Source organism: Cupriavidus sp. 22TCCZM04-2, assembly GCF_057798895.1.
Genome location: NZ_JBYOJS010000008.1, coordinates 226,140 through 246,476, shown reverse-complemented (window position 1 = coordinate 246,476; position 20,337 = coordinate 226,140). Strand labels below are relative to the sequence as shown.

The window sequence follows — 20,337 nt, the reverse complement described above, 5'->3', positions numbered from 1 at the left end:
TTCCAGCCCAGTTCCTGCATGGTGTTGTCGATCTTCGGCACGCGGTGCTGCACGTCCTGGTAGCCCTTGCCGTAGAAGTCACCCGACGAGGTCTCGACGATCTGCGTCTTGCGCGCCTCTTCGGCGTACTCGGGGTAGTCGGCGGCCATCTTCAGCATCATCTCGGCCAGCTCGCGCACCGAGTGGATGTTGGACGGATTGCCGATGTTGAAGATCTTGCCGCTGGCGACGCCGTCCTTGTTCTCGATGATGTGCATCAGCGCCGAAATACCGTCGGAGATATCGGCAAACGCGCGCTGCTGCGCACCGCCGTCAACGAGCTTGATCGGCTCGCCGCGCACGATATGGCCCAGGAACTGCGTGACCACGCGCGAGGAGCCTTCCTTCGATTCGAAGATCGAATCGAGCCCGGCGCCGATCCAGTTGAACGGGCGGAACAGCGTGTAGTTCAGGCCCTGCTCCATGCCATAGGCGTGGATGACGCGGTCCATCAGCTGCTTGGAGCAGGCGTAGATCCAGCGCGGCTTGTTGATCGGGCCGTAGATCAGCGGCGAGGCTTCCGGATCGAACTCCTCGTCCGCGCACATGCCGTAGACCTCGGAGGTCGACGGGAACACCAGGTGCTTGCCGTACTTGACGGCGCTGCGCACGATCGGCAGGTTGGCTTCGAAGTCGAGCTCGAACACGCGCAGCGGGTTGCGCACGTAGGTGGCCGGCGTGGCGATGGCCACCAGCGGCAGGATCACGTCGCACTTGCGGATGTTGTACTCGATCCACTCCTTGTTGATGGTGATGTCACCCTCGAAGAAGTGCATGCGCGGATGGTTGACCAGGTCGCCCAGGCGGTCGGACGACATGTCCATGCCGTAGACCTCCCACGACGTGGTTTCCAGGATGCGGCGCGTCAGGTGGTGGCCGATGAAGCCGTTGACGCCAAGAATCAGGACCTTTTTCATCGGTTTTCCTCGTTGGATGGTTCGGTAAGAATGGTGGCCAGCGACGCAGCGGTGACCGGCGTGGACGCGGCGTCGAGCAGGGTGTCAATGCGCACCTGGCCGCCGTCGCCGCACAGGCCGACGATCTGGCCCTGGCTGACGTGCAGGCCGGGACGCCAACCGGTCGGCAGCGTCGGCGCGGACAGCGGGCGGCGCGCCTGCGCCACGACGAAGCGCTGGCCGGCAAGTTCGGTGAACGCGCCGGGGTAGGGCGGCGCCACCGCGCGGATCAGGTTGTAGACCTCGGCCGCGGGGCGGCTCCAGTCGATGCGGCCGTCTTCAGGCCGGCGGCCCGAGAAGTAGCTGCCTTCGGCCAGCACGTTGGGCAGCTGCGGCGTGTTGCCCGCCATCATGGCCGGCAATGCGCGCCAGAGCGTTTGCTCGGCGGCTACGGTGACCTTCTCGAAGACCTCGCCGGCCGTGTCGTCCGGCAGGATCGGCACGGAAGTCTGGTCGACGATGTAGCCCGCGTCGGGCTTGGCGTCCATCGCGTGCAGCGTGGCGCCGGTCTCGGTCTCGCCGTGCAGCACGGCCCAGTTGACCGGCACGCGGCCGCGGTACTTGGGCAGCAGCGAGCCGTGCATGTTGAACGCGCCCTGCGGGGCCAGCGCCAGCACGCTGGCCGGGATCATCGAGCGGTAGTAGAACGAGAAGATGACATCGGGCCTGGCGTCGCGCACGGCCTGTGCGATCTCCGGGTCGGTCGGGTCCTCGCCGTACTGGAACGGGATGCCCAGTTCCGCCGCCGTATCGGCCACGCGGCGAAACCAGATGTTCTCGTCGGCGCGGTCGCGGTGCGTGATGACCAGCGCCACCTCCACGCCGCGCGCATGCAGCACGCGCAGGCAGCGGTCGCCGACGTTGTGGTAGCCAAAGACAACCGCGCGCATCATGCCTCCGTCCGTTGGCGGGCCGGGTCCGCTTCGAGCACGGCCTTGATGCGGTAGCGCGGGCGGTCGCGCACTTCCTGGTAGATGCGGCCGACGTATTCGCCCAGCAGGCCCAGGCCGAACAGCAGGATGCCGATCAGGAAGAAGTTCATGGCGAACAGGGTGAACACACCCTGCACTTCCGAACCGAACAGGAACCGGCGGATCAGCAGCACCACGAACAGCACGCCGGACAGCAGCGACAGCACCGTGCCGATGGCCGAGAACCACTGCAGCGGCACGATCGAGAAGCCAGTCACCAGGTCGAAGTTCAGGCGTATCAGCTGGTACAGCGAGTACTTGGATTCGCCGGCGTGGCGCTGCTCATGGCCCACCTCGATTTCCACCGGGCTCGACGCGAAGGTGTAGGCCAGCGCGGGAATGAAGGTGTTGACCTCGCGGCACGCGTTGATGGTGTCCACCACGTTGCGGTCATAGGCGCGCAGCATGCAGCCCTGGTCCGTCATGCGGATGCGGGTGATTCTCTCGCGCAGCCCATTCATGGCGCGCGACGCATAGCGGCGGAAGGCCGTGTCGTTGCGCTGGCGGCGGATGGTGCCCACGTAATCGTGGCCTTCGCGCATGGTCTGCACGAGGCGCGGGATTTCCTCGGGCGGGTTCTGCAGGTCGGCGTCCAGCGTGATGACGATCTTGCCGCGCGTGTGTTCAAAGCCGGCCAGGATGGCCATGTGCTGGCCAAAGTTGCCGTTGAACAGCACCACCCGGGTCACGTCCGGGCGCTTGTGGAACTGCGCGGCCAGCATCGCCGCCGAGCGGTCGGCGCTGCCGTCATTGATGAAAATGATCTCGTACGAGTCGCCAAGGCCGTCGAGCACCGGGTACAGGCGGTCGAACAGGGCTTGCAGCCCGTCCTCTTCGTTGTAGACCGGAATGACGACCGAAACCTCGACCGGACTCATTTGGAGAGACGTTTGCATGTTTCGCTAAGAGTTGCGCAGACCCGTTCCACATCGGTGGCCTGCATGGCGGGGAAGAGCGGCAGCGTGACGATGCCGCGCCCGATGCGCTCGGCGTGCGGCAGCATGCCTTCGCGCCAGCCAAGGGAACGGTAGTAGGTGAAAAGATGAATCGGAGGATAGTGCACGCCGGTGCCGATACCGCGCTCGCGCAGGGCCTGCATGACGTTTTGGCGCGCCTGGGGCGCACCGCCTTCCAGACGTTCGGTGGGCAGCACCACCTGGAACATGTGCCAGTTGGTGGTGGCCTGATGCGGATCGAGCGGCAGCGGCAGTTCGATGCCCAGTTCGGCCAAACCGGCATCGGCCGCGCAACGGAAATAGGTCTCGGCCAGTTCCGCGCGGCGTGCGGTGATGGCATCGAGCTTGCCGAGCTGCGCCAGGCCGATCGCGGCGTTGACGTCGGTCAGGTTGAACTTGCCGCCCGGTTCCTCCACGTCCATGCCATCCATGCCGGAGCGGATCACGCCCTGCAGCCGCAGGCGCTCGGCGCGCACGGCCTCTTCGGGCGTATTCATCACCAGGCAGCCGCCTTCGACGCTGGTGATGTTCTTGTTGGCCTGGAAGCTGAAGCTGACCAGGTCGCCAAAGGCGCCGATGCGCTGGCCTTGCCAGCGCGAATCGATGGCCTGCGCGGCGTCTTCGATCACGCGCAGCTTGTGCTTGCCAGCGATCGCGTAGAGCCGGTCCATGTCGACCGGCAGGCCGGACAGGTACACCGGCATGATGGCGCGCGTGCGCGGCGTGATGGCCGCTTCCACGGCGTCCAGGTCGATGTTGCGGGTGCGCGGGTCGATGTCGACGAACACGGGCTTCGCGCCGACCGCCAGGACCACGTTGGCGGTGGCGACCCACGTGATCGGCGTGGTGATGACTTCATCGCCGGGGCCGATGTCCGCGATGCGCAGCGCGATCTCCATCGTCGCCGAACCATTGGCGAAGGTGCGCACGGGACGGCCGCCGAAGAGCTGGGACAGCGCGTCCTCGAACGCCTGCATCTTCGGGCCGGAGGTGATCCAGCCGGAGGCCAGCACCTTGCCGACTTCGGCAATGGTGTCGGCGTCGATCTCGGGCCGGACGAAGGGAAGGAATTCGGAAGCGGCGGTAGCGGTCATCGGATAGCTTGCCAGTAAAGATGCAACACAGTGGGGCGCCGGATCACGAGCGCGCAATCAGGAATACGCCGGCCAGGATCAGCAGGATGCCGCACACGCGCAGCGGGCCGATCATCTCGCCGAACAGCCAGTACGCGGCAAGCGCGTTCACCACATAGCCGAGCGAGAGCATCGGGTAGGCAATCGACACGTCAACGCGCGACAGACCCACGATCCACACGCCCACGCTGACGACATAGAGCGTCAGCCCGGCCAGCACCGGCCACTGGGTCAGCACGCGCAGTGCCGTCACCAGCAGGGTGCTGCGCTCGATGGTGATGGCGCCGACGGCGTTGACGCCGGCTTTGAGCAGCAACTGCGCGGCGGCATTGAGCAGCACGCCGGTCAAGATAAAGGCAAAGGTCGATAGCGTCATGGCGCCCGGTTCAGTCCTTGGAGGGTTGCGGCCGGGCCTGTGCCGGCAGCGGGAAATTGGCAACGACGATGCGGCGCTTGTCCTCGGCGATCGTGTTCATGGGCACGCCGCGTGCGGTGAGGTCCCCGAACGTGTCGGCCGACATGATGGCGATGGCGTGCGGTCCTTGCTTCCAGCGCTCGACAAAGGCATCGACGGTCGGAATCCATTTCTGCGGTTCCCGGCCGACGCCGAACTCAAGCTCGTCGGGGTGCTCGACGAGGATGGTAGTCCGGCGCAGGTAAAACGGCAGCGTGTGGTCCAGCAGTCGCACGCTGTAGATCGGCATGTCGGGGGTCAGCACCGCGTTGATCGCCGGCACCAGATCGGCGCCCGAAGCCGGGCGGCCCATGGCTTCATGCCCGCGGAAGGCCAGTGTCGCGCACAGGAACATGGCCACAGCATAGGCGACGATGCTGGGGAACACGCCACGCGAGCGCACCAGGTGCCGTGCGAGCAACGTGCCCGCCAGCATGCAGGCAAAGGCCAGGCCGATCCACAGCGCGAATTCGCGGTAGACCACGTTGGGCGTGCTGGGCTTGTCCAGCGTTGCCACATAAGGGGTGGCCAGCAAGCCAAGCACCGCCAGCACCAGCATGAAATTCACCTGGCGCAGCCACGAGCGTTCCGTGGCGGTGTCGAGCGCCACGCCGGCCAGGATGCCCAGCGCCGGGAAGATCGGCACGATATAGCCCGGCAGCTTCGAGCCCGACAGGCTGAAGAAGATGAAGATGGCAATGGCCCAGATGGCAGCCAGCATCGCCGGCTGGAACGGCCGCGGGGCGCTGCCGCGCGCCACGCCGGCGCGTTCGCGCACGGCCTGCCACATGCCCGGAAAGGCGCCCAGCCACGGCAGGAAGCCCGCAACCAGCAGCGGCAGGAAGTACCATAGCGGGCCCTTGCGCGAATGCACGGTCGAGGTATAGCGCTGCCAGTGCTCGTGGATAAAGAAGAAATTCAGGAATTCGGGGTTGCGCTCGGACACCAGCCAGAACCAGGGCACGGTGACCACCAGCATCAGCACGATGCCGGACAACAGATGCAGGCGGCGCCAGAGGCCAAAGTCGCGCGTGACTAGGGTGTAGACCACGAGCACCAGTCCCGGCAGGGCAATGCCGACCAGGCCCTTGGTCAGGATGGCCACGCCCATGGCGACCCAGCAGGCCAGCATCCAGTTGCGGCGCGCGGCCGGCGTGGCGTCCGGGTGCTGGGCCAGCAGCATGAAGGCGAGCACGCAGGCCATGGCACCGGACAGCGTCATGTCGAGCGAATTGAAATGCGCGGCCACGTTCCACATCGGCGCGGCGACCAGCACCAGGCCGCTCAGCAGGGCCGCGCGCATGCCAAACCAGCGGTGCGCGGCGAGCATGGAAACCAGCAGACCGATGGCGCCGGACAGCGCCACGCACAGCCGTGCCTGCCAGTCGCCAATCCCGAACAGCGAATAGGACAGCGCTGTCACCCAGAGATGGAAGGGCGGCTTTTCGAAGTACTTGAGCGCCTGGTAGCGGATCGTGACCCAGTCGCTGGTGGCAAACATCTCCCTGGCAATTTCGGCGTAGCGGCCTTCGTCCGAGCGCAGCAGGTGGCGCATGTCGAGCGTGCCGAACCAGACCAGCAGGATGCCGAGGCTGATCGCGGCGATTACGCCAACTGACAGCCCGGCATAGCGCGCGGTCGATGAACTACGCATAGAACTCCCTGGAATGATCGACGGATGAATCGCTTGCGTCGCGTGGCGCGACTGGCGAAGCCGACCGTTGCGGGGCCCCGCGCTTCGCTGGCATCAGCGGTCCGCGCGGGCTCTGCATTCAGTCGCTTCCTTACTACGGTTTGTCCGGTCGAGGACCGTCCGCCATGCAGGCCTGCTCGCAGGTGCCGGGCATGGCGGGAAGTCGTCACAACGCGTGCCGGCGCGTGCCGGTGGACAAGCGCTGGCGACAGGCCTCGTTTTCGGGCCAAGTTGTGACGCAAGCGTATCTTGTTCGCGGTGCTCGTACCGTCCCTCTCGCGGGCGGCAATGGTAGCACGGGCGAGGGACCCACCCGCCTTCCGAAGCTATCCTGAGGCGCAAGGAACTGGCGATGGCACGGTCCGTCGCCGTCAGGCTGGTTGGGCAAAGGGGGTGCGGCGGGCACTGCGCAAGCGGAGCGCCACCCCAAGGAGCAGGATGCCGCACACAATGGCCCACGAGCCGATCATCCAGAGCACAGCGAGCGCCCCGGCCAAGGGTCGCCACAGCACCAAGAACGCGAACCCGATGCTGACCAGCCCGGTCAGGATCAGCGACCATTCGTTCGGGATCTCCTTGCGCAGGCGCACGGCCGCAACCATCTGCAGCACGCCCGTGGCCAAGGTCCACGCGGCAATATAGATCAGCAGGGACAACGCAGTAATCGTCGGGCTCAGCCAGGTGAGCGCGCCGACACCGAGGCCGAGCAGGCCCTGCAGCGCCAGGATCCAGCGGTCGCTGCTCTCGCGTTGCTTGCCGGAGATTGCCATCAGCAGTGCCATCAACCCGTCGGCTGCCACGAACGCGCCGAAGATGATGATCAGCGCGGCCAGCGTGGCGATCGGGGCGAAGAGCGCGCAGAGGCCGAAAACGAGCGCCAGCAGACCGCGCAGGGCAATCACCCACCATAATTTCGCGTAGTACTGAAGCATGGAATTCTCCTGCAAGGTGCCGGAACGCCGGAACGCCACGGGCCCGGCCCCGTGGAGCCGGATGGGACAGTGGGCGGGAAACGCGCTGGCGCTGGCACAGACCGCGTGCCGGCCAGGCCAGTCAGAAGCAGACGGCAAGACCATTCTAGACAGGGAATGATGTGAAGACAAAGGCGCAGCATGTTCGGCGAAAGGCGGCAGCGGTGGCATTGGCGCTGCTCTGGGCCGGCTGCGCCTGGGCGCAAGAGCGGCCCGCCGCCCCGGCACCCCACGCTTCCTTGCCACCATCGCCCGGCGCCGCGCTCTGCGACGCGCAGTGGTTCCGCTCGGGGTCGCACGTGCAGATGGAGGGGGACGGCGCGTTGCCGATGTCGATTACCATGACCTTGCGCGACGTCGGGCGCAGTGCCTCGGGCTGCCACGCCCAACTCGAAATCAACTCGAAATCGGCCATGTCCGCGCTGATGGGACCGCCTGTCGTCATGGATCAGGTGCATCAGGTCAATATTGACCGGCGCACGCCTGCCGACCAGACCAGCATTGAAAGCCAGCACGCCGTCATCAACGCGCGAGCGCGCTACGCGCGCATGTTTGGCGAGGCGGCGTTCAAAGGCCGTGGCGTGTTCAACTATGCCGGCATGAGCCTGCGCGAAGGGGCCACGCTCGAAGGCGAGACGTTCGAATCGAGCCTGTCGCTCAAGGTCTATCCGCTCGGCTCCGACGAGGTGGTCAGCACCATGCACGTGCCGCACGCCTCCATCCATATCAGTTCGCGCCAGGTTGGCCGCCGCCAGATGATCAATACCGTCATGGGCCGCAAGGAATGCCTGCCCGTCACCTATGACAAGCGCACGTCGCTAGGGCCGCTGCTGGTGGGGGAGGAAGTCGTGCAGGTCGAACCCACGGTCATGCATATCACCGACTGGTACTGTCCGGCCGAGGCCTTCGTGTTGCGTACCGAAGTCATGCAGGAAGGCAAGGTGCAGCGCATCGACGTGACGGCGATGGAGCAGGATACGCAGGCACCGTAGCCTGCATCACCCCCCAGACGCAAAAAAGCCCGTGCTATGCACGGGCTTTTTTTGCATTGGTGCCGGGTATCAGCTGGCCGGTGCCGCCGGAGCCGCCTTCTTCTTGGCCTTGGTCTTGGACTTCTTGGCCGGCTTCTTGGCGTCCGGAGCCGGAGCGTCGGTCAGGTCGCTGCGCGTGCTCTTGTTGGCGCCCTGGCTGTACGGATCAAACTTGTCACCGGACTTGGCGCCCTCGGTGTACGGGTCGAATTTCTGACCAGACTTGGCGCCCTGCGTATACGGGTCGAACTTCTTGCCACCCGTTTGCGCCTGGGCGGCTACAGCAGCCGTGCCCAATGCGAGCACGATGGCAGTCGCAACGAACTTGTTCATGATTTCTCCTGAGTCCAGCCTGGTTATGCCACCCCGTTGGGCGGTTCTTCTCGGTTGCCCCTCTGGCGGGGACAACCGGTTTCAGTGTCGCCAAGCTATCGCCACGCTGTCAACTTGGTACCTACCCGGCGGTAAGCATTCATGGAAACCATGGATTGCCGTATCCGTGCGCCTATGCCGGAAATCACGGCGTCACTCCGTGGTGGTGTCGGACGGGTGCTTCCATGCCTCCCGCACCTGGTTCGACGGGGCCAGGGCGAGGTTGATGTTGCGGCTGCCGATGGGTTGCTGGAACCAGCGCTTCTGCAGAGACGCGATGCCCGGACCCGCGAACGTGGTGGCCAGGGTCTGGTCGACGACCTGTTTCCATTGCGGATCGGCCTTCGACATCATCAGTGCGTTCTGCTCGGTCGAAAGGGCGGGGCCGACGATCACCCACTGAGCCGGGTCCTTGGCGCGTGCGCGCAGGCCGGCAAGCAGGACGTCGTCCATCACGAAGGCTTGTGCGCGACCCGATTCCAGCAGCAGGAACGATTCGCCATGGTCCTTCGCGTAAATGTCGCGATAACCGTATTGTTGCTTCATGTGCCGCACATGGCGGTCGCCGGTCGAGCCGGCGCTGGTGACCACGGTCTTGCCGCGCAGGTCCTCGAACGACTGGATGCCGGAGTCGGCCCGCACCAGCATGCGCACGGTCGAGACGTAATGCGACACGCTGAACGCTACCTGCTTCTGCCGCTCCAGCGAGTTGGTATTGGGGGCGCAGTCCAGGTCCACCAGGCCATTGACCATTGCGGGGAAGCGGTTCTGCGGCGTGAGCGGCATCCAGCGCACCTTCAGGTCCTTCAGGCCCAGTTTCTGGCGGGTTGCTTCGGCTACGCGCAGGCACAGGTCGACCGCATAGCCGGCCGGCTTGCCCTTGTCATCGGCGAACGAGAACGGCAGTGCGGACTCGCGATAGCCGAGCACGATGGTGCCGCTGTCGCGGATCTTGTCGAGCACCGGACTTTCGGCGCGGGCGCCGAGCGGGGCGAGTGTGGCCAGCGACAGCAGCAGGGCGGTCAGGGGACGGAACAGCTTGCGAGGAGCGAACGAGCGGGCGAACGACATAGGGTGCGGGGAAGGCGTAGTCACGCCAGTTGCAGCAAAACCGGAAGGGTATACCCGCGCTCTGCCTGGAGGAACGACAACTTTTTCATAAGCAAATGCTTCGCCGTTAAGACATTGAACATGGCGATTCCGAAAAAGGCATACCTCGGTGATTTGTGTAACGATTACTCAAATTGTGACAAATGAGGCGCAAACAGATGCCGGGAAGGCGGTAAAATCGCCCCCATCGCATTTGTAACGTTCTTATAACAATCAATGAGCCCCCGTCCTTCGCGCCTCGCGTGCATTGACGCCCTCAAGGCCGTCAGCTCGCAACTGATCGTGCTCCATCACCTGGCGTTCTACGGCCCCATGTCCGATTCGGCCTATTCGCTGGCGCCGGATGTCCTTGACTGGCTGTCGCAATACGCCCGCATCGCGGTGCAGGTCTTCCTGGTGGTGAGCGGTTTCCTGGCGGCACGCAGCCTTGCGCCACAGGGCAGGCTGGTGATCCGGCAGCATCCGTTGACCGCGGTCTGGCGCCGCTACCAGAAGCTGGTCACGCCGTATGCGGCGGCGATCCTGGTCAGCATTGCGGGGGCTGCCATTGCGCGGACGTGGATGGTCCATGACTCGATCCCCGCGCCGCCGCACCTGATGCAGTTCCTTGCCCATGTGCTGCTGCTCCATAACGTGCTGGATGTCGATGCCTTGTCGGCGGGCGTCTGGTACGTGGCGATCGACCTGCAGCTGTTCGCGCTGCTGGTGACGGCGCTGTGGCTGGCGCGCAGCGTGTCGGGCCAGGGTGCCCAGGCGGGCGTGGTCGTGGTGTCGGCTCTGGCGGTGGCCTCGTTGTTCTGGTTCAACCGCGATGCCGGGTGGGATATCTGGGCGGTGTATTTCTTCGGTGCCTACGGCATGGGCACGCTGGCGTACTGGGCCTCCAATGCCGAACGGTCGGCCATTCCGCTCCTGTTGCTGGGGGCGCTTGGGCTCGCGGCACTGATCGTCGATTTCCGGCTGCGGATCGCGGTGGCGCTGGCCACGGCATTGCTGCTGGCGGTGGCCAGGCGCGGCGGCTGGCTTGAAAGCTGGCCGCGCGCGGCGGTGGTGGGCTTCTTTGGCCGGATCTCCTATTCGGTGTTCCTTGTGCATTTCCCGGTCTGCCTGATTGTGAACGCGGTGGTTTCCCGCCTGGCGCCGGGGAACCCGGTGCTCAACGCGCTGGGCATGCTGTTCGCCTGGCTGGCGAGCAATGTTGCCGGAACCTTGTTTTACCGCTATGTAGAAAGTGCCAGTCCGTTCGCCGCGCTGCGTGCGCTCGTGCCGGGCGGCCGCCGTGGCGCGCCGAAGGAATCGACCACCTGACCCTGGGGCCGGACCGCCGCACTCCCGCGCGGACCGCAACGGACATCAGCGGCACGTAGCCATCCCGGCACGTGCCGCTTTTTCGTGGTGCGTGCGCGCCGCGCGCGGCGATACCGCTTGCCCGTTCATGGTGCGGCGCGCGACCGTTGCCCGCGTGCGACGGCCCACGCAAGGGACGGCAACGGGCATTGGGGATGGCATGAAGATTGCCTAGTATGGAAGCGTAAACCTGACCGTTTGGTCAGGATTCCATCATGGAATCGAGGGCTGTCATGTCCGACCATATCGTCCTGACTTCGCACGCGCGCCGCGACAAACCGGCCGAGCCGATTCACTGGGGAGCGCCAACGGCAGCGGAACGCGGCCCGGTGATTGCGAGCCTGACGGACCCCGAGCGGCGCAATGTGATTGGCACGCATTCGGGCGCCTATGCCATCTACCGGGCGCTGGCCGTGGCTTCGGGCCGCCTTCAGCGCGACCACCGGCCGGACCTGACCGATACCGCGCCGGCCGAGGCAATCGGCCCGCACCCGCAGTGGGCGGATGCGGACAAGATTGTCTCGCTCGACCCATGGGGCCATCTCGTTTCCAGTGTCTTTGCCGACCGTATCGCCGCGGGCGTGGACATCCGCCCGACCATCGCCGTGACGCGCGCGCACATCAACATGCCGGAGCTGGCCTCGGCGATTGCGGCGGGGCGGCTCAGGCCTGATGGCGACATCCTCCACGCCAACGGCGACGTGAAGGTCACCAAGGCGGCAGTGGATCCGGTCTGGTACCTGCCCGGGCTCGCGCGCCGTTTCGATATCAAGGAAACCGTGCTGCGGCGCAGCCTGTTCGAGCAGACCAGCGGCATGTTCCCCGAGCTGGTGACGCGGCCCGACCTGAAGGTATTCCTGCCGCCGATCGGCGGCATGACGCTCTATTTCTTCGGCGATATCGCCAAGCTCGGCAAGCCCGACACCCACGTGGCCTGCCGCGTGCATGACGAGTGCAACGGCTCGGACGTGTTCGGCTCCGACATCTGCACCTGCCGCCCCTACCTCGCGCATGGCATTGAGGTTTGCATCGACATGGCCCAGCAAGGGGGCGTAGGCTTGGTGGTCTATAACCGGAAGGAAGGACGCGCGCTGGGCGAGGTGACCAAGTTCCTGGTCTATAACGCCCGCAAGCGCCAGGTCGGCGGCGACCGCGCCGAGACCTACTTCGCGCGCACCGAGTGCGTGGCCGGTGTGCAGGACATGCGCTTCCAGGAACTGATGCCGGATGTCTTCCACTGGCTCGGTATCCGGCGCATCGACCGCTGGGCGTCGATGAGCAACATGAAGCACGGTGCGCTGGTGGCCCAGGGTATTGAAGTGGTCGAGCAGGTGGCCATACCCGAAGCACTGATCCCGGCGGACGCGCGCGTGGAAATCGACGCCAAGGTGGCGGCCGGCTATTTCACGCACTACACGCCGCCTGACGCCAACGAACTCGCCCTGGCAAAGGGCAGGGGGTTGAACGAATGAGCACGTATCCCGAAGCGGACCGGCCGGGCGGATCGACCGACGGCCACGGCAGCGGCTGGTACAGTCCGGTGCCGGCGGGGCATCCGGCTGCAGCGCTGCTTTGTGCCGAGGCGGTCCGCACGCATTGCGCGGCCGTCACCGAGCACGTGGCGGCCGGCCAGTCCGAACTGTTCACCTGGCATCCCGACCGGGTCCATGCGATCGCGGACTATGTCGCCAGCACCATCCGCCAGCGCTATCCGGACCTGCGCGTGCCGTACCACAGCCGCTGGCGCCACTTCGAAAGCGGCGGCTCCGGCGAGCGGCTCGACCGCTGGCAGATCCTGTGCGAGCGCGCCGCGCTGAGCGGCCCCGAGCACCGCGAGGACCGCGCCCGGATCGGCATCGACCTGGTCATTCCCAGCGTGCTGCTGGATGCCGGTGCCGGCCCCGACTGGCGCTACCGCGATCCGGCCAGCGACCTGATCCTGACCCGCTCGGAAGGGCTCGGCGTGGCCAGCTTCGACCTGTTCGCGCGCGGCGGCTTTTCGGCCGAGCCGGGCGATCCGCTGCGCGCCGATGCCGAGCGGCTGATGCGCATCGACGCCTCGACCATCGCCACGGCCTTCCAGGTTGCACAGCACAATCCGCTGGTGGGCCTGGAAGGGCGCGCCGGGCTGCTGCGCCGCCTGGGTGAAGTCATGCAGGCCACGCCAGCCGTGTTCGGCTCGCCGGCGCGCCTGGGCAACCTGTTCGACTACCTGAAGGCCAATGCGGTCGATGACCGTATCGAGGCGAGCTTCATCCTGAGGACGCTGCTGGTGGCGCTCGGTCCGGTCTGGCCGGGGCGGGTGGTGCTGGAGGGGGTCTCGCTCGGCGATACCTGGCGGCATCCGGCCGCCCCCGGCGGGCTGGTGCCGTTCCACAAGCTGACCCAGTGGCTGACGTATTCGCTGCTGGAGCCGCTCGAGGACGCCGGCCTGATTGTCACGGGGCTGGCATCCCTGACCGGGCTGCCCGAGTACCGCAACGGCGGCCTGCTGTTCGACTTCGAGCTGATGGTGCCGCGCGACCCGGGATTCGCGGCCGTGGCGCACGAGGTGCAGGAGCCGGTCATCGTCGAATGGCGTGCGCTCACCGTGACGGGGCTGGATCTCGTGGCCGATGGCGTACGCCAGGCGCTCGGGTTGACCGAGGCGGCGTTCCCGCTGGCGCGCGTGCTCGAAGGCGGCACCTGGGCCGCGGGACGGCGCATTGCCGCCAAGCGCAGGCCCGGCGGGCCGCCGCCCTTCGCGATCTACAGCGACGGCACCGTGTTCTGAGCGCCGTGATTACGCCGTAGCGCTTGCCCGCCGGCCGATGCCGCCCGGCGGTGCAATCCCTGATTCACCCGCGATTCCCCGCCAGCCCGATTGCATAGGAGCGTCATCATGAACGACGTGTCTGCCGTCCCCGTGGCGCCGGCCGAAGCCGCCAACGCCCCCGCCGTCACCGCCCCCGTACTGGTAGTGGACCACCCGCTGGTCCAGCACAAGGTCACGCTGGCGCGCAGCGAGGAGACCACGACGGATAACTTCCGCCGGCTCGTGCGCGAGATCAGCCAGCTCCTGACCTATGAGGCGACGCGCGACCTGCCGATGGAGACCATCGCCATCAAGACACCGATTGGCCCCACGCGGTCGCCGGTGCTGGCGGGCAAGAAGCTTTGCCTGGTGTCGATCCTGCGGGCGGGCAATGGTTTCCTGGACGGCATGCTCGAACTGCTGCCCGCCGCGCGCGTGGGCCATATCGGCCTGTACCGCGACCCGGAAACGCTGGAGCCCGTCGAGTACTACTTCAAGATGCCCGAGGATATCCAGGAGCGGATCGTGATCGTGGTGGATCCGATGCTGGCCACGGGCAATTCGGCCATCGCGGCGCTGAACCGGCTCAAGGAGAGCGGCGTGACCATGCTCAAGTACGTCTGCCTGATTGCGTCGCGCCCGGGGCTGAACGCGCTGCAGGCCGCGCATCCGGACGTTGCCATCGTCACGGCGGCCATCGACGAGGAGCTGAACGAGCACGGCTATATCGTGCCCGGCCTTGGCGACGCCGGGGACCGCCTCTACGGCACGCGGTGATGGACGGGCCCGCGACGGCCACGGCGCGGCGCCTGCCGCTCGCGCGCGAAGCAAGCGGCGGGCGCATCCGGCAGGAGAACGAGGCCATGATCCTGCGCGCGGCCGAGCACGTGTTCGCACGTGCCGGATTCGCGGGGGCCACCATGGCGGAGATCGCCGTGCGCGCCGGCGTGCCCAAATCCAACCTGCACTACTACTTCCGCACCAAGCAGGCGCTGTATCGCGCGGTACTGGCGCACACGCTGCAATTGTGGCTGTCCGAGACCGAGGCCATCCGCGCCGAACTGCCGCCGCAGGTGGCGCTGGAAGCGTACATCCGCGCGAAGATGCGGCTGTCCGCCAGCCATCCCGATGCATCGCGCGTGTTCGCCAATGAATTGCTGCACGGCGCGCCGGAGATCGGCGAAGTGTTGCGCCATGCGCTGCGCGAACTGGTGGCGCACAAGGCCGCGGTCATCCGCCAGTGGATCGCCAATGGGCAGATGGCCAGCGTGGATCCGCAGCACCTGTTCTTCACCATCTGGGCGGCGACCCAGACCTACGCCGATTTCGAATCGCAGATTTGCGCCGTGCTGGGCGTGAGCCAACTGGGCCGGCGCGATTTCGAACTGGCCACCGAGCATCTGGTGACGCTGCTCTTGCGCGGTTGCGGGCTGGGGCCCGTGGCTGCGCCGCTTGTCCGGGGCGTGCCCACGCCGTAGGTGCCCTGCCTGCTCCGCATCGTCGCGCCGAGCCTGAACCCTGAACTACGAACCATCCGATCCTGGAGCGACCATGCTGGAACTGATCCTGCGCCACTGCACGCTGCCTGACGGGCGCCATGACATCGATATCGGCGTCGACAACGGCCGCATTGTCGCGGTGGAAGCGGCGCTCGCCGCGCAGGCCGCCACCGAGGTCGATGCCGCGGGGCAACTCGTGACGCCGCCGTTTGTCGATGCGCATTTCCATATGGATTCCACGCTGTCCTACGGGCTGCCGCGCGTGAACCAGTCCGGCACCTTGCTCGAAGGCATTGCGCTGTGGGGCGAGCTGAAGCCGCTGCTGACGCAGGAGGCGCTGGTCGAGCGCGCGCTGGCGTACTGCGACTGGGCCGTGGCCAAGGGGCTGCTGGCGATCCGTTCGCATGTCGACGTGTGCGACCCGCGCCTGCTTGCCGTGGAGGCGCTGTTGCACGTGCGCGAGCGCGTGCGTCCCTACCTCGATCTCCAGCTCGTGGCGTTCCCGCAGGACGGCGTGCTGCGCGCGCCGGGCGCGCTCGACAACCTGCGCTGCGCGCTCGACATGGGCGTGGAGGTGGTCGGCGGCATTCCGCATTTCGAGCGGACCATGGCGGACGGCTCGGCATCGGTGCGCGTGCTGTGCGAATTGGCCGCCGAACGGGGCCTGCGCGTCGACATGCATTGCGACGAGAGCGACGACCCGATGTCGCGCCATATCGAAACCCTCGCCAGCGAGACCGTGCGGCTGGGGCTGCACGGACGCGTCGCCGGCTCGCACCTGACGTCGATGCATTCGATGGACAACTACTATGTGTCCAAGCTTCTGCCGCTGATGCGCGAGGCGGGCGTCGCCGCGATCGCCAACCCGCTGATCAACATCACCTTGCAGGGCCGCCACGACAGCTACCCGAAGCGGCGTGGCATGACGCGCGTGCCCGAGTTGCTGGCGGCCGGCGTGCCGGTCGCGTTGGGGCATGACTGCGTGATGGACCCCTGGTACAGCCTGGGCAGCGCAGACATGCTGGAGGTGGCTCACATGGGCCTGCATGTGGGGCAGATGACCGGGCAGGACGCCATGCGCAGCTGCTTTGCTGCGGTGACGACCGCGCCCGCGCAGATACTGGGCCTCGATGGCTATGGCCTTGCGCCGGGCTGTCGCGCGGACCTGGTCCTGCTGCAGGCGCGCGATCCGGTCGAGGCCATCCGCTTGCGCGCGACGCGTTTGCTTGTTGTGCGCGGCGGCAAGACCGTGGCCAGCACGCCGCCGGCCACGGCTACGCTGCATTTGCCAGATCGACCGCCGCAGGTGGACTTCGTCGCCAGGCGCAGCGAGGCGGCGCGCGGGCGCTGACATGCAGAGATTTTTTACCGAAGAGTGTTGACAAGGTCTCTGGTGGTCAGCATAATTGCGTTCTTCGCATCGCAGCAGAAATGCAGTGAAACGAAGCCCAGATGGCGGAATTGGTAGACGCACTAGGTTCAGGTCCTAGCGGTGGCAACACTGTGGAGGTTCGAGTCCTCTTCTGGGCACCAAATTCAGAAAAGGCCCGCAGCAATGCGGGCCTTTTTCCGTTTACGGCTGGCTATTGGCGGGTGTCGGCAGGTGTCGCGGCGGATGCGGTCGCCGCGCGAGGGCCGCGCGGCTTGCTGGCGCTCAATCTTCGATGGCCTCTTCAGGTTCATCGGCGCGCCGCACGCAATTGCGGCCATCGGTCTTGGCGCGGTACAACGCGGCATCCGCCGCGGCAAACAGTTGCGGCCAATGGATAGCGCCGCTGCGGGCAGTCGCCACGCCAAAGCTGGCGGTGACCGGCAGCCGTGTACCGTCAGCCAGTCGGATCGGTTCGGCGCAGATCGCCGTGCGCAATACCTGCGCCATGGACGCCGCGTCTTCGGTCCCGGCGCCAGGGACGAGCACCGCGAATTCCTCGCCGCCAAAGCGCGCCAGCGCGAATGCGGGATCCACCCGGTCGCGCATCAGGTCCGCCAGCGCACGCAGCACCTCGTCTCCGGCGGGGTGGCCGTGCCGGTCGTTGATTTGCTTGAACCGATCCACGTCCATCAGGATCAGGCTCACCGTCTCCGGTCCGGCAGGATCGGACGGCTGCACGGCAACATGCTCCAGCGCGCGCCGGTTCAGCAGTCCGGTCAGGCTGTCGGTGCGGGCCAGATGTTCGAGCTGCTCGGTGAGCGACGCGCGCTCGCGCAGCTTGCGGCGCAGGATGTCGAGCGCATCGAACAGGCGGCGCATCTCGCGGCCGGTCGTTGGCACGCCAAAGCCCGGTCGGCTGCGGCCTTCGGCCAGCGCAATGACCGCATCGCGCGCATGCAGCAACGGCAGGAATACCGAGCGCTGTGCGAACACCAGCAGGTACCCAAGCACCAGGAGGATCAGCGCGGTCGCGCTGCCGGCGATTGCAAGGACGCGTAGCGCGCGCGTGCGGTCGACCTCGAAATGCGCGATTACCTCGTCCAGGAACGCGCGGCGCAGCCGCTCCAGTGGCTCCAGTGTCGGCACATAGCGGTTGGTGAATTCTGTCGGGGTCATCGAGTAATGCCCCGACAGGCGGCCTTGCGCCACCATGCTGTCGACCATGGACAAGCCGTGGCCGAAGAACTGGTGGCTCGCGTCGGCGTACGCCTGCTCGAGTTGCGGGGTGTCGCCATACATGTTGTAGGCCGGACCGGCGAGTTCCCATAGCTCCAGCAGCCGCCCGCGCGAGCGCGAGGTATCGGCGAGGCTGCGGATCGGGATCGGCTGGTGCGCGGCAACGGGCGCCATGATCTGGGAGGCCGCGCGGCCGCCGTACTCGCGCAAATCGCCGAGCATCTTGCCGGTGAGCGCGGGCGCGGCCAGGCCCGGGTGGCATGCCGACAACTGCCTGACCTGCCAGCCGATCAGCGGCTGCAGCGCATCGACGGCCTCGAACATGCCTTCGATGGCGTGCTGGAGTTCATCCATCTGCCTGTCTTCGCGCTGCCGGCTGGCCAGGGCATCGACCTCCGTGCGGGCCCGGCGCAGGCGCTCGCGCACGCGTTCCACCATCAATGGCGGCAGATGGTGCTGGTGCAGGCCCGCGGGCGCCGCCGGCGGCATCAGCAGCCGCGTGAGCGCGGCGTCGCTGCGAGCGCGGAATTCGCGCAGCCGGTCGCGCGCGGCACTTTTCTCCGCGGGGGCTTCGCCGAGCACACTGTTGGCGGGGCCGCGTTCGGCCGACAGCACATTGGCCGCGTCCAGCAGGACACGGTATTCCGAGATGTCATACAGGTTCTGGCGCGCCGCGGCGAAATCGCCATACGAATGCGCCATCAGCAGCGCAGCCAGGCCAACCGTACACAGCGCGGCAATGGTTGTCACGGCAGACAGCTTGCGCTTCAGGCTCCGGCTTCGGCCTGCTGCCAGCGGATGGCTGGCGCCGGTGTTCCCGGCAGGGCGAAGTCTTCGCCAGAACGCCATGGTGGTCTCCTCCCGCGCCTGTTCGGTCAGGAAGGCAGGCATAGGAAATCGTTGAGTTTTCGACATTATTGACGAAAACCATCAGGGCTTCGGGCAAAGCCGACGCCATTGCTCCACTAAACGGGACGACCGGGCGGCTGTCCGGAACGCAAGCTCAGCGGCCGCGCGAAAGCGGACATTCGCCGCTTTCCCGATGGCGGGCATATCGCCTATGCTCAAACAAATCGGGCAAGCTTGGATAACGTCCGAAGGTGGTTGCCATGACTGAGGTCTTGTCATCATCAAGAGAGAGGGAGGCAGGGGCATGCCCTGCGTGGCACGACTGTGCCGCGACACCGCATGGGGTGCGTCAACACCCCCTGCAATGCTGCTGCGTGCTGGCGATGCTGGTGTGTTCCGTGGCCAGGGCCGACGAGGGTGCCCCGGGCACCGATTCGATCCTCGGCTGGCAGCATGTGCAAGCGAGCGACTTTGGCGGGATGGCACCGGCACGTGGTTCTGCCTCGTCTGCCGTTGAACACAACGCGTACTCCCCGCGCATCGAGGTCACGACAGGTGCTGGGCCGGATGACGACGCGCCCGGCCTCGCGGCCATCGACGTCGATACTGAGCGCCTGCGCTACGGCCCGCGGCGGATCCTGGTTCATGTCGACGACATCACCACCGCCAGCGGCTTCGTGGACAGCCGCGTGCGCACCATGGCGGTGGCGCTGGACGCCGTCGTGCCGCATGCCGGTGGCCTGACCATCCAGCCGCGCGTGCAACTGGCGTATCAACCGGGCACGCCGGCCACGGGCACGCAGGCGCCCGACATGCTGGGCGATTCCAGTGCCACGGGCTTCGGCGTTCGGCTCTACGGCGCCCAGCCGACCCGGCTCGCGGGCGTGTACCCGTTCGTCGAAGCCGACTGGTGGCAGGACAGCCGCAAGCAGACCATCAACATCAACGGCACGAAGATCGATACGGACCTGCTGCGCGGCCTGTTCTCGTTCAATATCGGCGCGCACGGCAATACCGCATCGGGCGTGAAGCTCTGGTTCAAGGTGAAGGCGGGGCGGAATGCCGGCGGCACCGTGGGCGCGCGCTATCGCTGGTAGCCGTCATTGCCGCACAGTCGATTGGCCTGCTGATTGAAAATTTTTCGCGGAAGGGGCTTGCACAAAACCCAAACTGGGTTACAATCTATGTCTCGCGTGCGGCTGTAGCTCAGTTGGATAGAGTACTTGGCTACGAACCAAGGGGTCGTGGGTTCGAATCCTGCCAGCCGCGCCACCTATGTAGAAAGAAAAGGGCTTCCGGAACCGGAAGCCCTTTTTCATTTCCGGCGCACGCATTCGTTTCATCGCGTCATGCAACGCTTGTTGGGCCCGGGGAGTGTCAACTTGTTCCGTTGCGATTTCAGGCGTGCGCCTTCGAGCCATGCAACTGCATCACGGCTGGACCGCTACGCCGTAGCTTGCACGCCGCCCGCCGGGATGACTGGCGCCGTTGCTCGAGTTCGCAGCGAACCTCGGCCATTTTGGCGAGCAATTCCAACGCTTGCGCCGTTCTGCA

At 66.3% G+C, this 20,337-nt stretch carries 18 protein-coding genes and 2 tRNA genes; 10 read left to right on the top strand and 10 right to left on the bottom strand.

Annotated elements, in window-relative coordinates; all coding sequences use genetic code 11:
- The 7 genes from AC3FKG_RS14885 to AC3FKG_RS14855 form a co-directional block, all read right to left on the bottom strand.
- Positions 1-956 (bottom strand): bifunctional UDP-4-keto-pentose/UDP-xylose synthase (locus AC3FKG_RS14885; protein ID WP_488743417.1); only part of this gene is annotated, 956 nt, incomplete at its 3' end.
- Complete coding sequence (locus tag AC3FKG_RS14880) at positions 953-1,885, bottom strand: formyltransferase (protein ID WP_488743420.1); 933 nt, start codon at positions 1,883-1,885, stop codon at positions 953-955. The genes AC3FKG_RS14880 and AC3FKG_RS14885, both read right to left, overlap by 4 nt.
- Positions 1,885-2,862, bottom strand: coding sequence for a glycosyltransferase (locus tag AC3FKG_RS14875; protein WP_483711793.1), 978 nt, complete (start codon positions 2,860-2,862; stop codon positions 1,885-1,887). Before AC3FKG_RS14875 ends, AC3FKG_RS14880 begins: the two co-directional genes overlap by 1 nt.
- Complete coding sequence (locus AC3FKG_RS14870; protein ID WP_483711792.1) at positions 2,841-4,016, bottom strand: DegT/DnrJ/EryC1/StrS family aminotransferase; 1,176 nt, start codon at positions 4,014-4,016, stop codon at positions 2,841-2,843. The genes AC3FKG_RS14875 and AC3FKG_RS14870 overlap by 22 nt, the downstream gene beginning before the upstream one ends.
- A gap of 43 nt (positions 4,017-4,059) precedes the next feature.
- Positions 4,060-4,431, bottom strand: a complete 372-nt coding sequence (locus tag AC3FKG_RS14865; RefSeq protein ID WP_483711791.1) for a DMT family transporter — start codon at positions 4,429-4,431, stop codon at positions 4,060-4,062.
- Positions 4,432-4,441: 10 nt separating this feature from the next.
- Positions 4,442-6,163 (bottom strand): glycosyltransferase family 39 protein, encoded by a 1,722-nt coding sequence (locus AC3FKG_RS14860; protein ID WP_483711790.1) that lies wholly within the window; start codon positions 6,161-6,163, stop codon positions 4,442-4,444.
- Between the two features lie 410 nt (positions 6,164-6,573).
- Positions 6,574-7,134, bottom strand: a complete 561-nt coding sequence (locus tag AC3FKG_RS14855) for an HdeD family acid-resistance protein (RefSeq protein ID WP_483711789.1) — start codon at positions 7,132-7,134, stop codon at positions 6,574-6,576.
- A 278-nt stretch (positions 7,135-7,412) separates the two neighbouring features.
- Here AC3FKG_RS14855 and AC3FKG_RS14850 point away from each other — a divergent pair, with 278 nt between their 5' ends.
- Positions 7,413-8,165: a hypothetical protein gene (locus AC3FKG_RS14850; protein WP_488743416.1), complete on the top strand. Its 753-nt coding sequence runs from the start codon at positions 7,413-7,415 to the stop codon at positions 8,163-8,165.
- A gap of 69 nt (positions 8,166-8,234) precedes the next feature.
- Here the strand turns inward: AC3FKG_RS14850 and AC3FKG_RS14845 are convergent, their stop codons facing one another.
- Both AC3FKG_RS14845 and AC3FKG_RS14840 read right to left on the bottom strand, forming a co-directional pair.
- Positions 8,235-8,537 (bottom strand): amino acid ABC transporter permease, encoded by a 303-nt coding sequence (locus tag AC3FKG_RS14845; protein ID WP_483711787.1) that lies wholly within the window; start codon positions 8,535-8,537, stop codon positions 8,235-8,237.
- A gap of 192 nt (positions 8,538-8,729) precedes the next feature.
- Positions 8,730-9,647 carry an amino acid ABC transporter substrate-binding protein gene (locus AC3FKG_RS14840; protein WP_488743419.1) on the bottom strand — a complete coding sequence of 306 codons (918 nt, stop codon included), beginning with the start codon at positions 9,645-9,647 and terminating at the stop codon, positions 8,730-8,732.
- A 255-nt stretch (positions 9,648-9,902) separates the two neighbouring features.
- Between AC3FKG_RS14840 and AC3FKG_RS14835 the strand changes: the two genes are divergently transcribed.
- From AC3FKG_RS14835 to AC3FKG_RS14805, 7 genes are all read left to right on the top strand, one after another.
- Positions 9,903-10,994, top strand: coding sequence for an acyltransferase family protein (locus AC3FKG_RS14835; RefSeq protein WP_483711786.1), 1,092 nt, complete (start codon positions 9,903-9,905; stop codon positions 10,992-10,994).
- Between the two features lie 272 nt (positions 10,995-11,266).
- Positions 11,267-12,505: a GTP cyclohydrolase II gene (locus AC3FKG_RS14830; protein WP_483714362.1), complete on the top strand. Its 1,239-nt coding sequence runs from the start codon at positions 11,267-11,269 to the stop codon at positions 12,503-12,505.
- Complete coding sequence (locus AC3FKG_RS14825) at positions 12,502-13,806, top strand: URC4/urg3 family protein (RefSeq protein ID WP_483711785.1); 1,305 nt, start codon at positions 12,502-12,504, stop codon at positions 13,804-13,806. The genes AC3FKG_RS14830 and AC3FKG_RS14825 overlap by 4 nt, the downstream gene beginning before the upstream one ends.
- A gap of 108 nt (positions 13,807-13,914) precedes the next feature.
- Positions 13,915-14,604 carry a uracil phosphoribosyltransferase gene (upp, locus tag AC3FKG_RS14820; protein WP_483711784.1) on the top strand — a complete coding sequence of 230 codons (690 nt, stop codon included), beginning with the start codon at positions 13,915-13,917 and terminating at the stop codon, positions 14,602-14,604.
- Positions 14,604-15,305 (top strand): TetR family transcriptional regulator C-terminal domain-containing protein, encoded by a 702-nt coding sequence (locus tag AC3FKG_RS14815; protein ID WP_483711783.1) that lies wholly within the window; start codon positions 14,604-14,606, stop codon positions 15,303-15,305. Before upp ends, AC3FKG_RS14815 begins: the two co-directional genes overlap by 1 nt.
- Before the next feature lie 73 nt (positions 15,306-15,378).
- A complete protein-coding gene (locus AC3FKG_RS14810) occupies positions 15,379-16,677 on the top strand; it encodes an amidohydrolase family protein (protein ID WP_483711782.1) in 1,299 nt (432 codons plus the stop codon).
- Between the two features lie 95 nt (positions 16,678-16,772).
- Positions 16,773-16,859, top strand: a tRNA-Leu gene (locus AC3FKG_RS14805).
- A 121-nt stretch (positions 16,860-16,980) separates the two neighbouring features.
- On the opposite strand, the gene AC3FKG_RS14800 is transcribed toward AC3FKG_RS14805, so the two are convergent.
- Positions 16,981-18,825 carry a GGDEF domain-containing protein gene (locus AC3FKG_RS14800; RefSeq protein WP_483711781.1) on the bottom strand — a complete coding sequence of 615 codons (1,845 nt, stop codon included), beginning with the start codon at positions 18,823-18,825 and terminating at the stop codon, positions 16,981-16,983.
- Positions 18,826-19,127: 302 nt separating this feature from the next.
- On the opposite strand from AC3FKG_RS14800, the gene AC3FKG_RS14795 reads away from it, so the two are divergent.
- On the top strand, positions 19,128-19,880 hold the full coding sequence (locus AC3FKG_RS14795; protein WP_483711780.1) for a hydrolase: 753 nt from the start codon (positions 19,128-19,130) through the stop codon (positions 19,878-19,880).
- A gap of 98 nt (positions 19,881-19,978) precedes the next feature.
- Positions 19,979-20,055 (top strand) — tRNA-Arg (locus AC3FKG_RS14790).
- Positions 20,056-20,337 lie beyond the last annotated feature (282 nt).

Coding starts and splice junctions, on each gene's coding strand:
- AC3FKG_RS14880 (WP_488743420.1), bottom strand. CDS start 1,885: ATGCGCGCGGTTGTCTTTGGCTACCACAACGTCGGCGACCGCTGCCTG.
- AC3FKG_RS14875 (WP_483711793.1), bottom strand. CDS start 2,862: ATGCAAACGTCTCTCCAAATGAGTCCGGTCGAGGTTTCGGTCGTCATT.
- AC3FKG_RS14870 (WP_483711792.1), bottom strand. CDS start 4,016: ATGACCGCTACCGCCGCTTCCGAATTCCTTCCCTTCGTCCGGCCCGAG.
- AC3FKG_RS14865 (WP_483711791.1), bottom strand. CDS start 4,431: ATGACGCTATCGACCTTTGCCTTTATCTTGACCGGCGTGCTGCTCAAT.
- AC3FKG_RS14860 (WP_483711790.1), bottom strand. CDS start 6,163: ATGCGTAGTTCATCGACCGCGCGCTATGCCGGGCTGTCAGTTGGCGTA.
- AC3FKG_RS14855 (WP_483711789.1), bottom strand. CDS start 7,134: ATGCTTCAGTACTACGCGAAATTATGGTGGGTGATTGCCCTGCGCGGT.
- AC3FKG_RS14845 (WP_483711787.1), bottom strand. CDS start 8,537: ATGAACAAGTTCGTTGCGACTGCCATCGTGCTCGCATTGGGCACGGCT.
- AC3FKG_RS14840 (WP_488743419.1), bottom strand. CDS start 9,647: ATGTCGTTCGCCCGCTCGTTCGCTCCTCGCAAGCTGTTCCGTCCCCTG.
- AC3FKG_RS14835 (WP_483711786.1), top strand. CDS start 9,903: ATGAGCCCCCGTCCTTCGCGCCTCGCGTGCATTGACGCCCTCAAGGCC.
- AC3FKG_RS14830 (WP_483714362.1), top strand. CDS start 11,267: ATGTCCGACCATATCGTCCTGACTTCGCACGCGCGCCGCGACAAACCG.
- AC3FKG_RS14825 (WP_483711785.1), top strand. CDS start 12,502: ATGAGCACGTATCCCGAAGCGGACCGGCCGGGCGGATCGACCGACGGC.
- upp (WP_483711784.1), top strand. CDS start 13,915: ATGAACGACGTGTCTGCCGTCCCCGTGGCGCCGGCCGAAGCCGCCAAC.
- AC3FKG_RS14815 (WP_483711783.1), top strand. CDS start 14,604: ATGGACGGGCCCGCGACGGCCACGGCGCGGCGCCTGCCGCTCGCGCGC.
- AC3FKG_RS14810 (WP_483711782.1), top strand. CDS start 15,379: ATGCTGGAACTGATCCTGCGCCACTGCACGCTGCCTGACGGGCGCCAT.
- AC3FKG_RS14800 (WP_483711781.1), bottom strand. CDS start 18,825: ATGCCTGCCTTCCTGACCGAACAGGCGCGGGAGGAGACCACCATGGCG.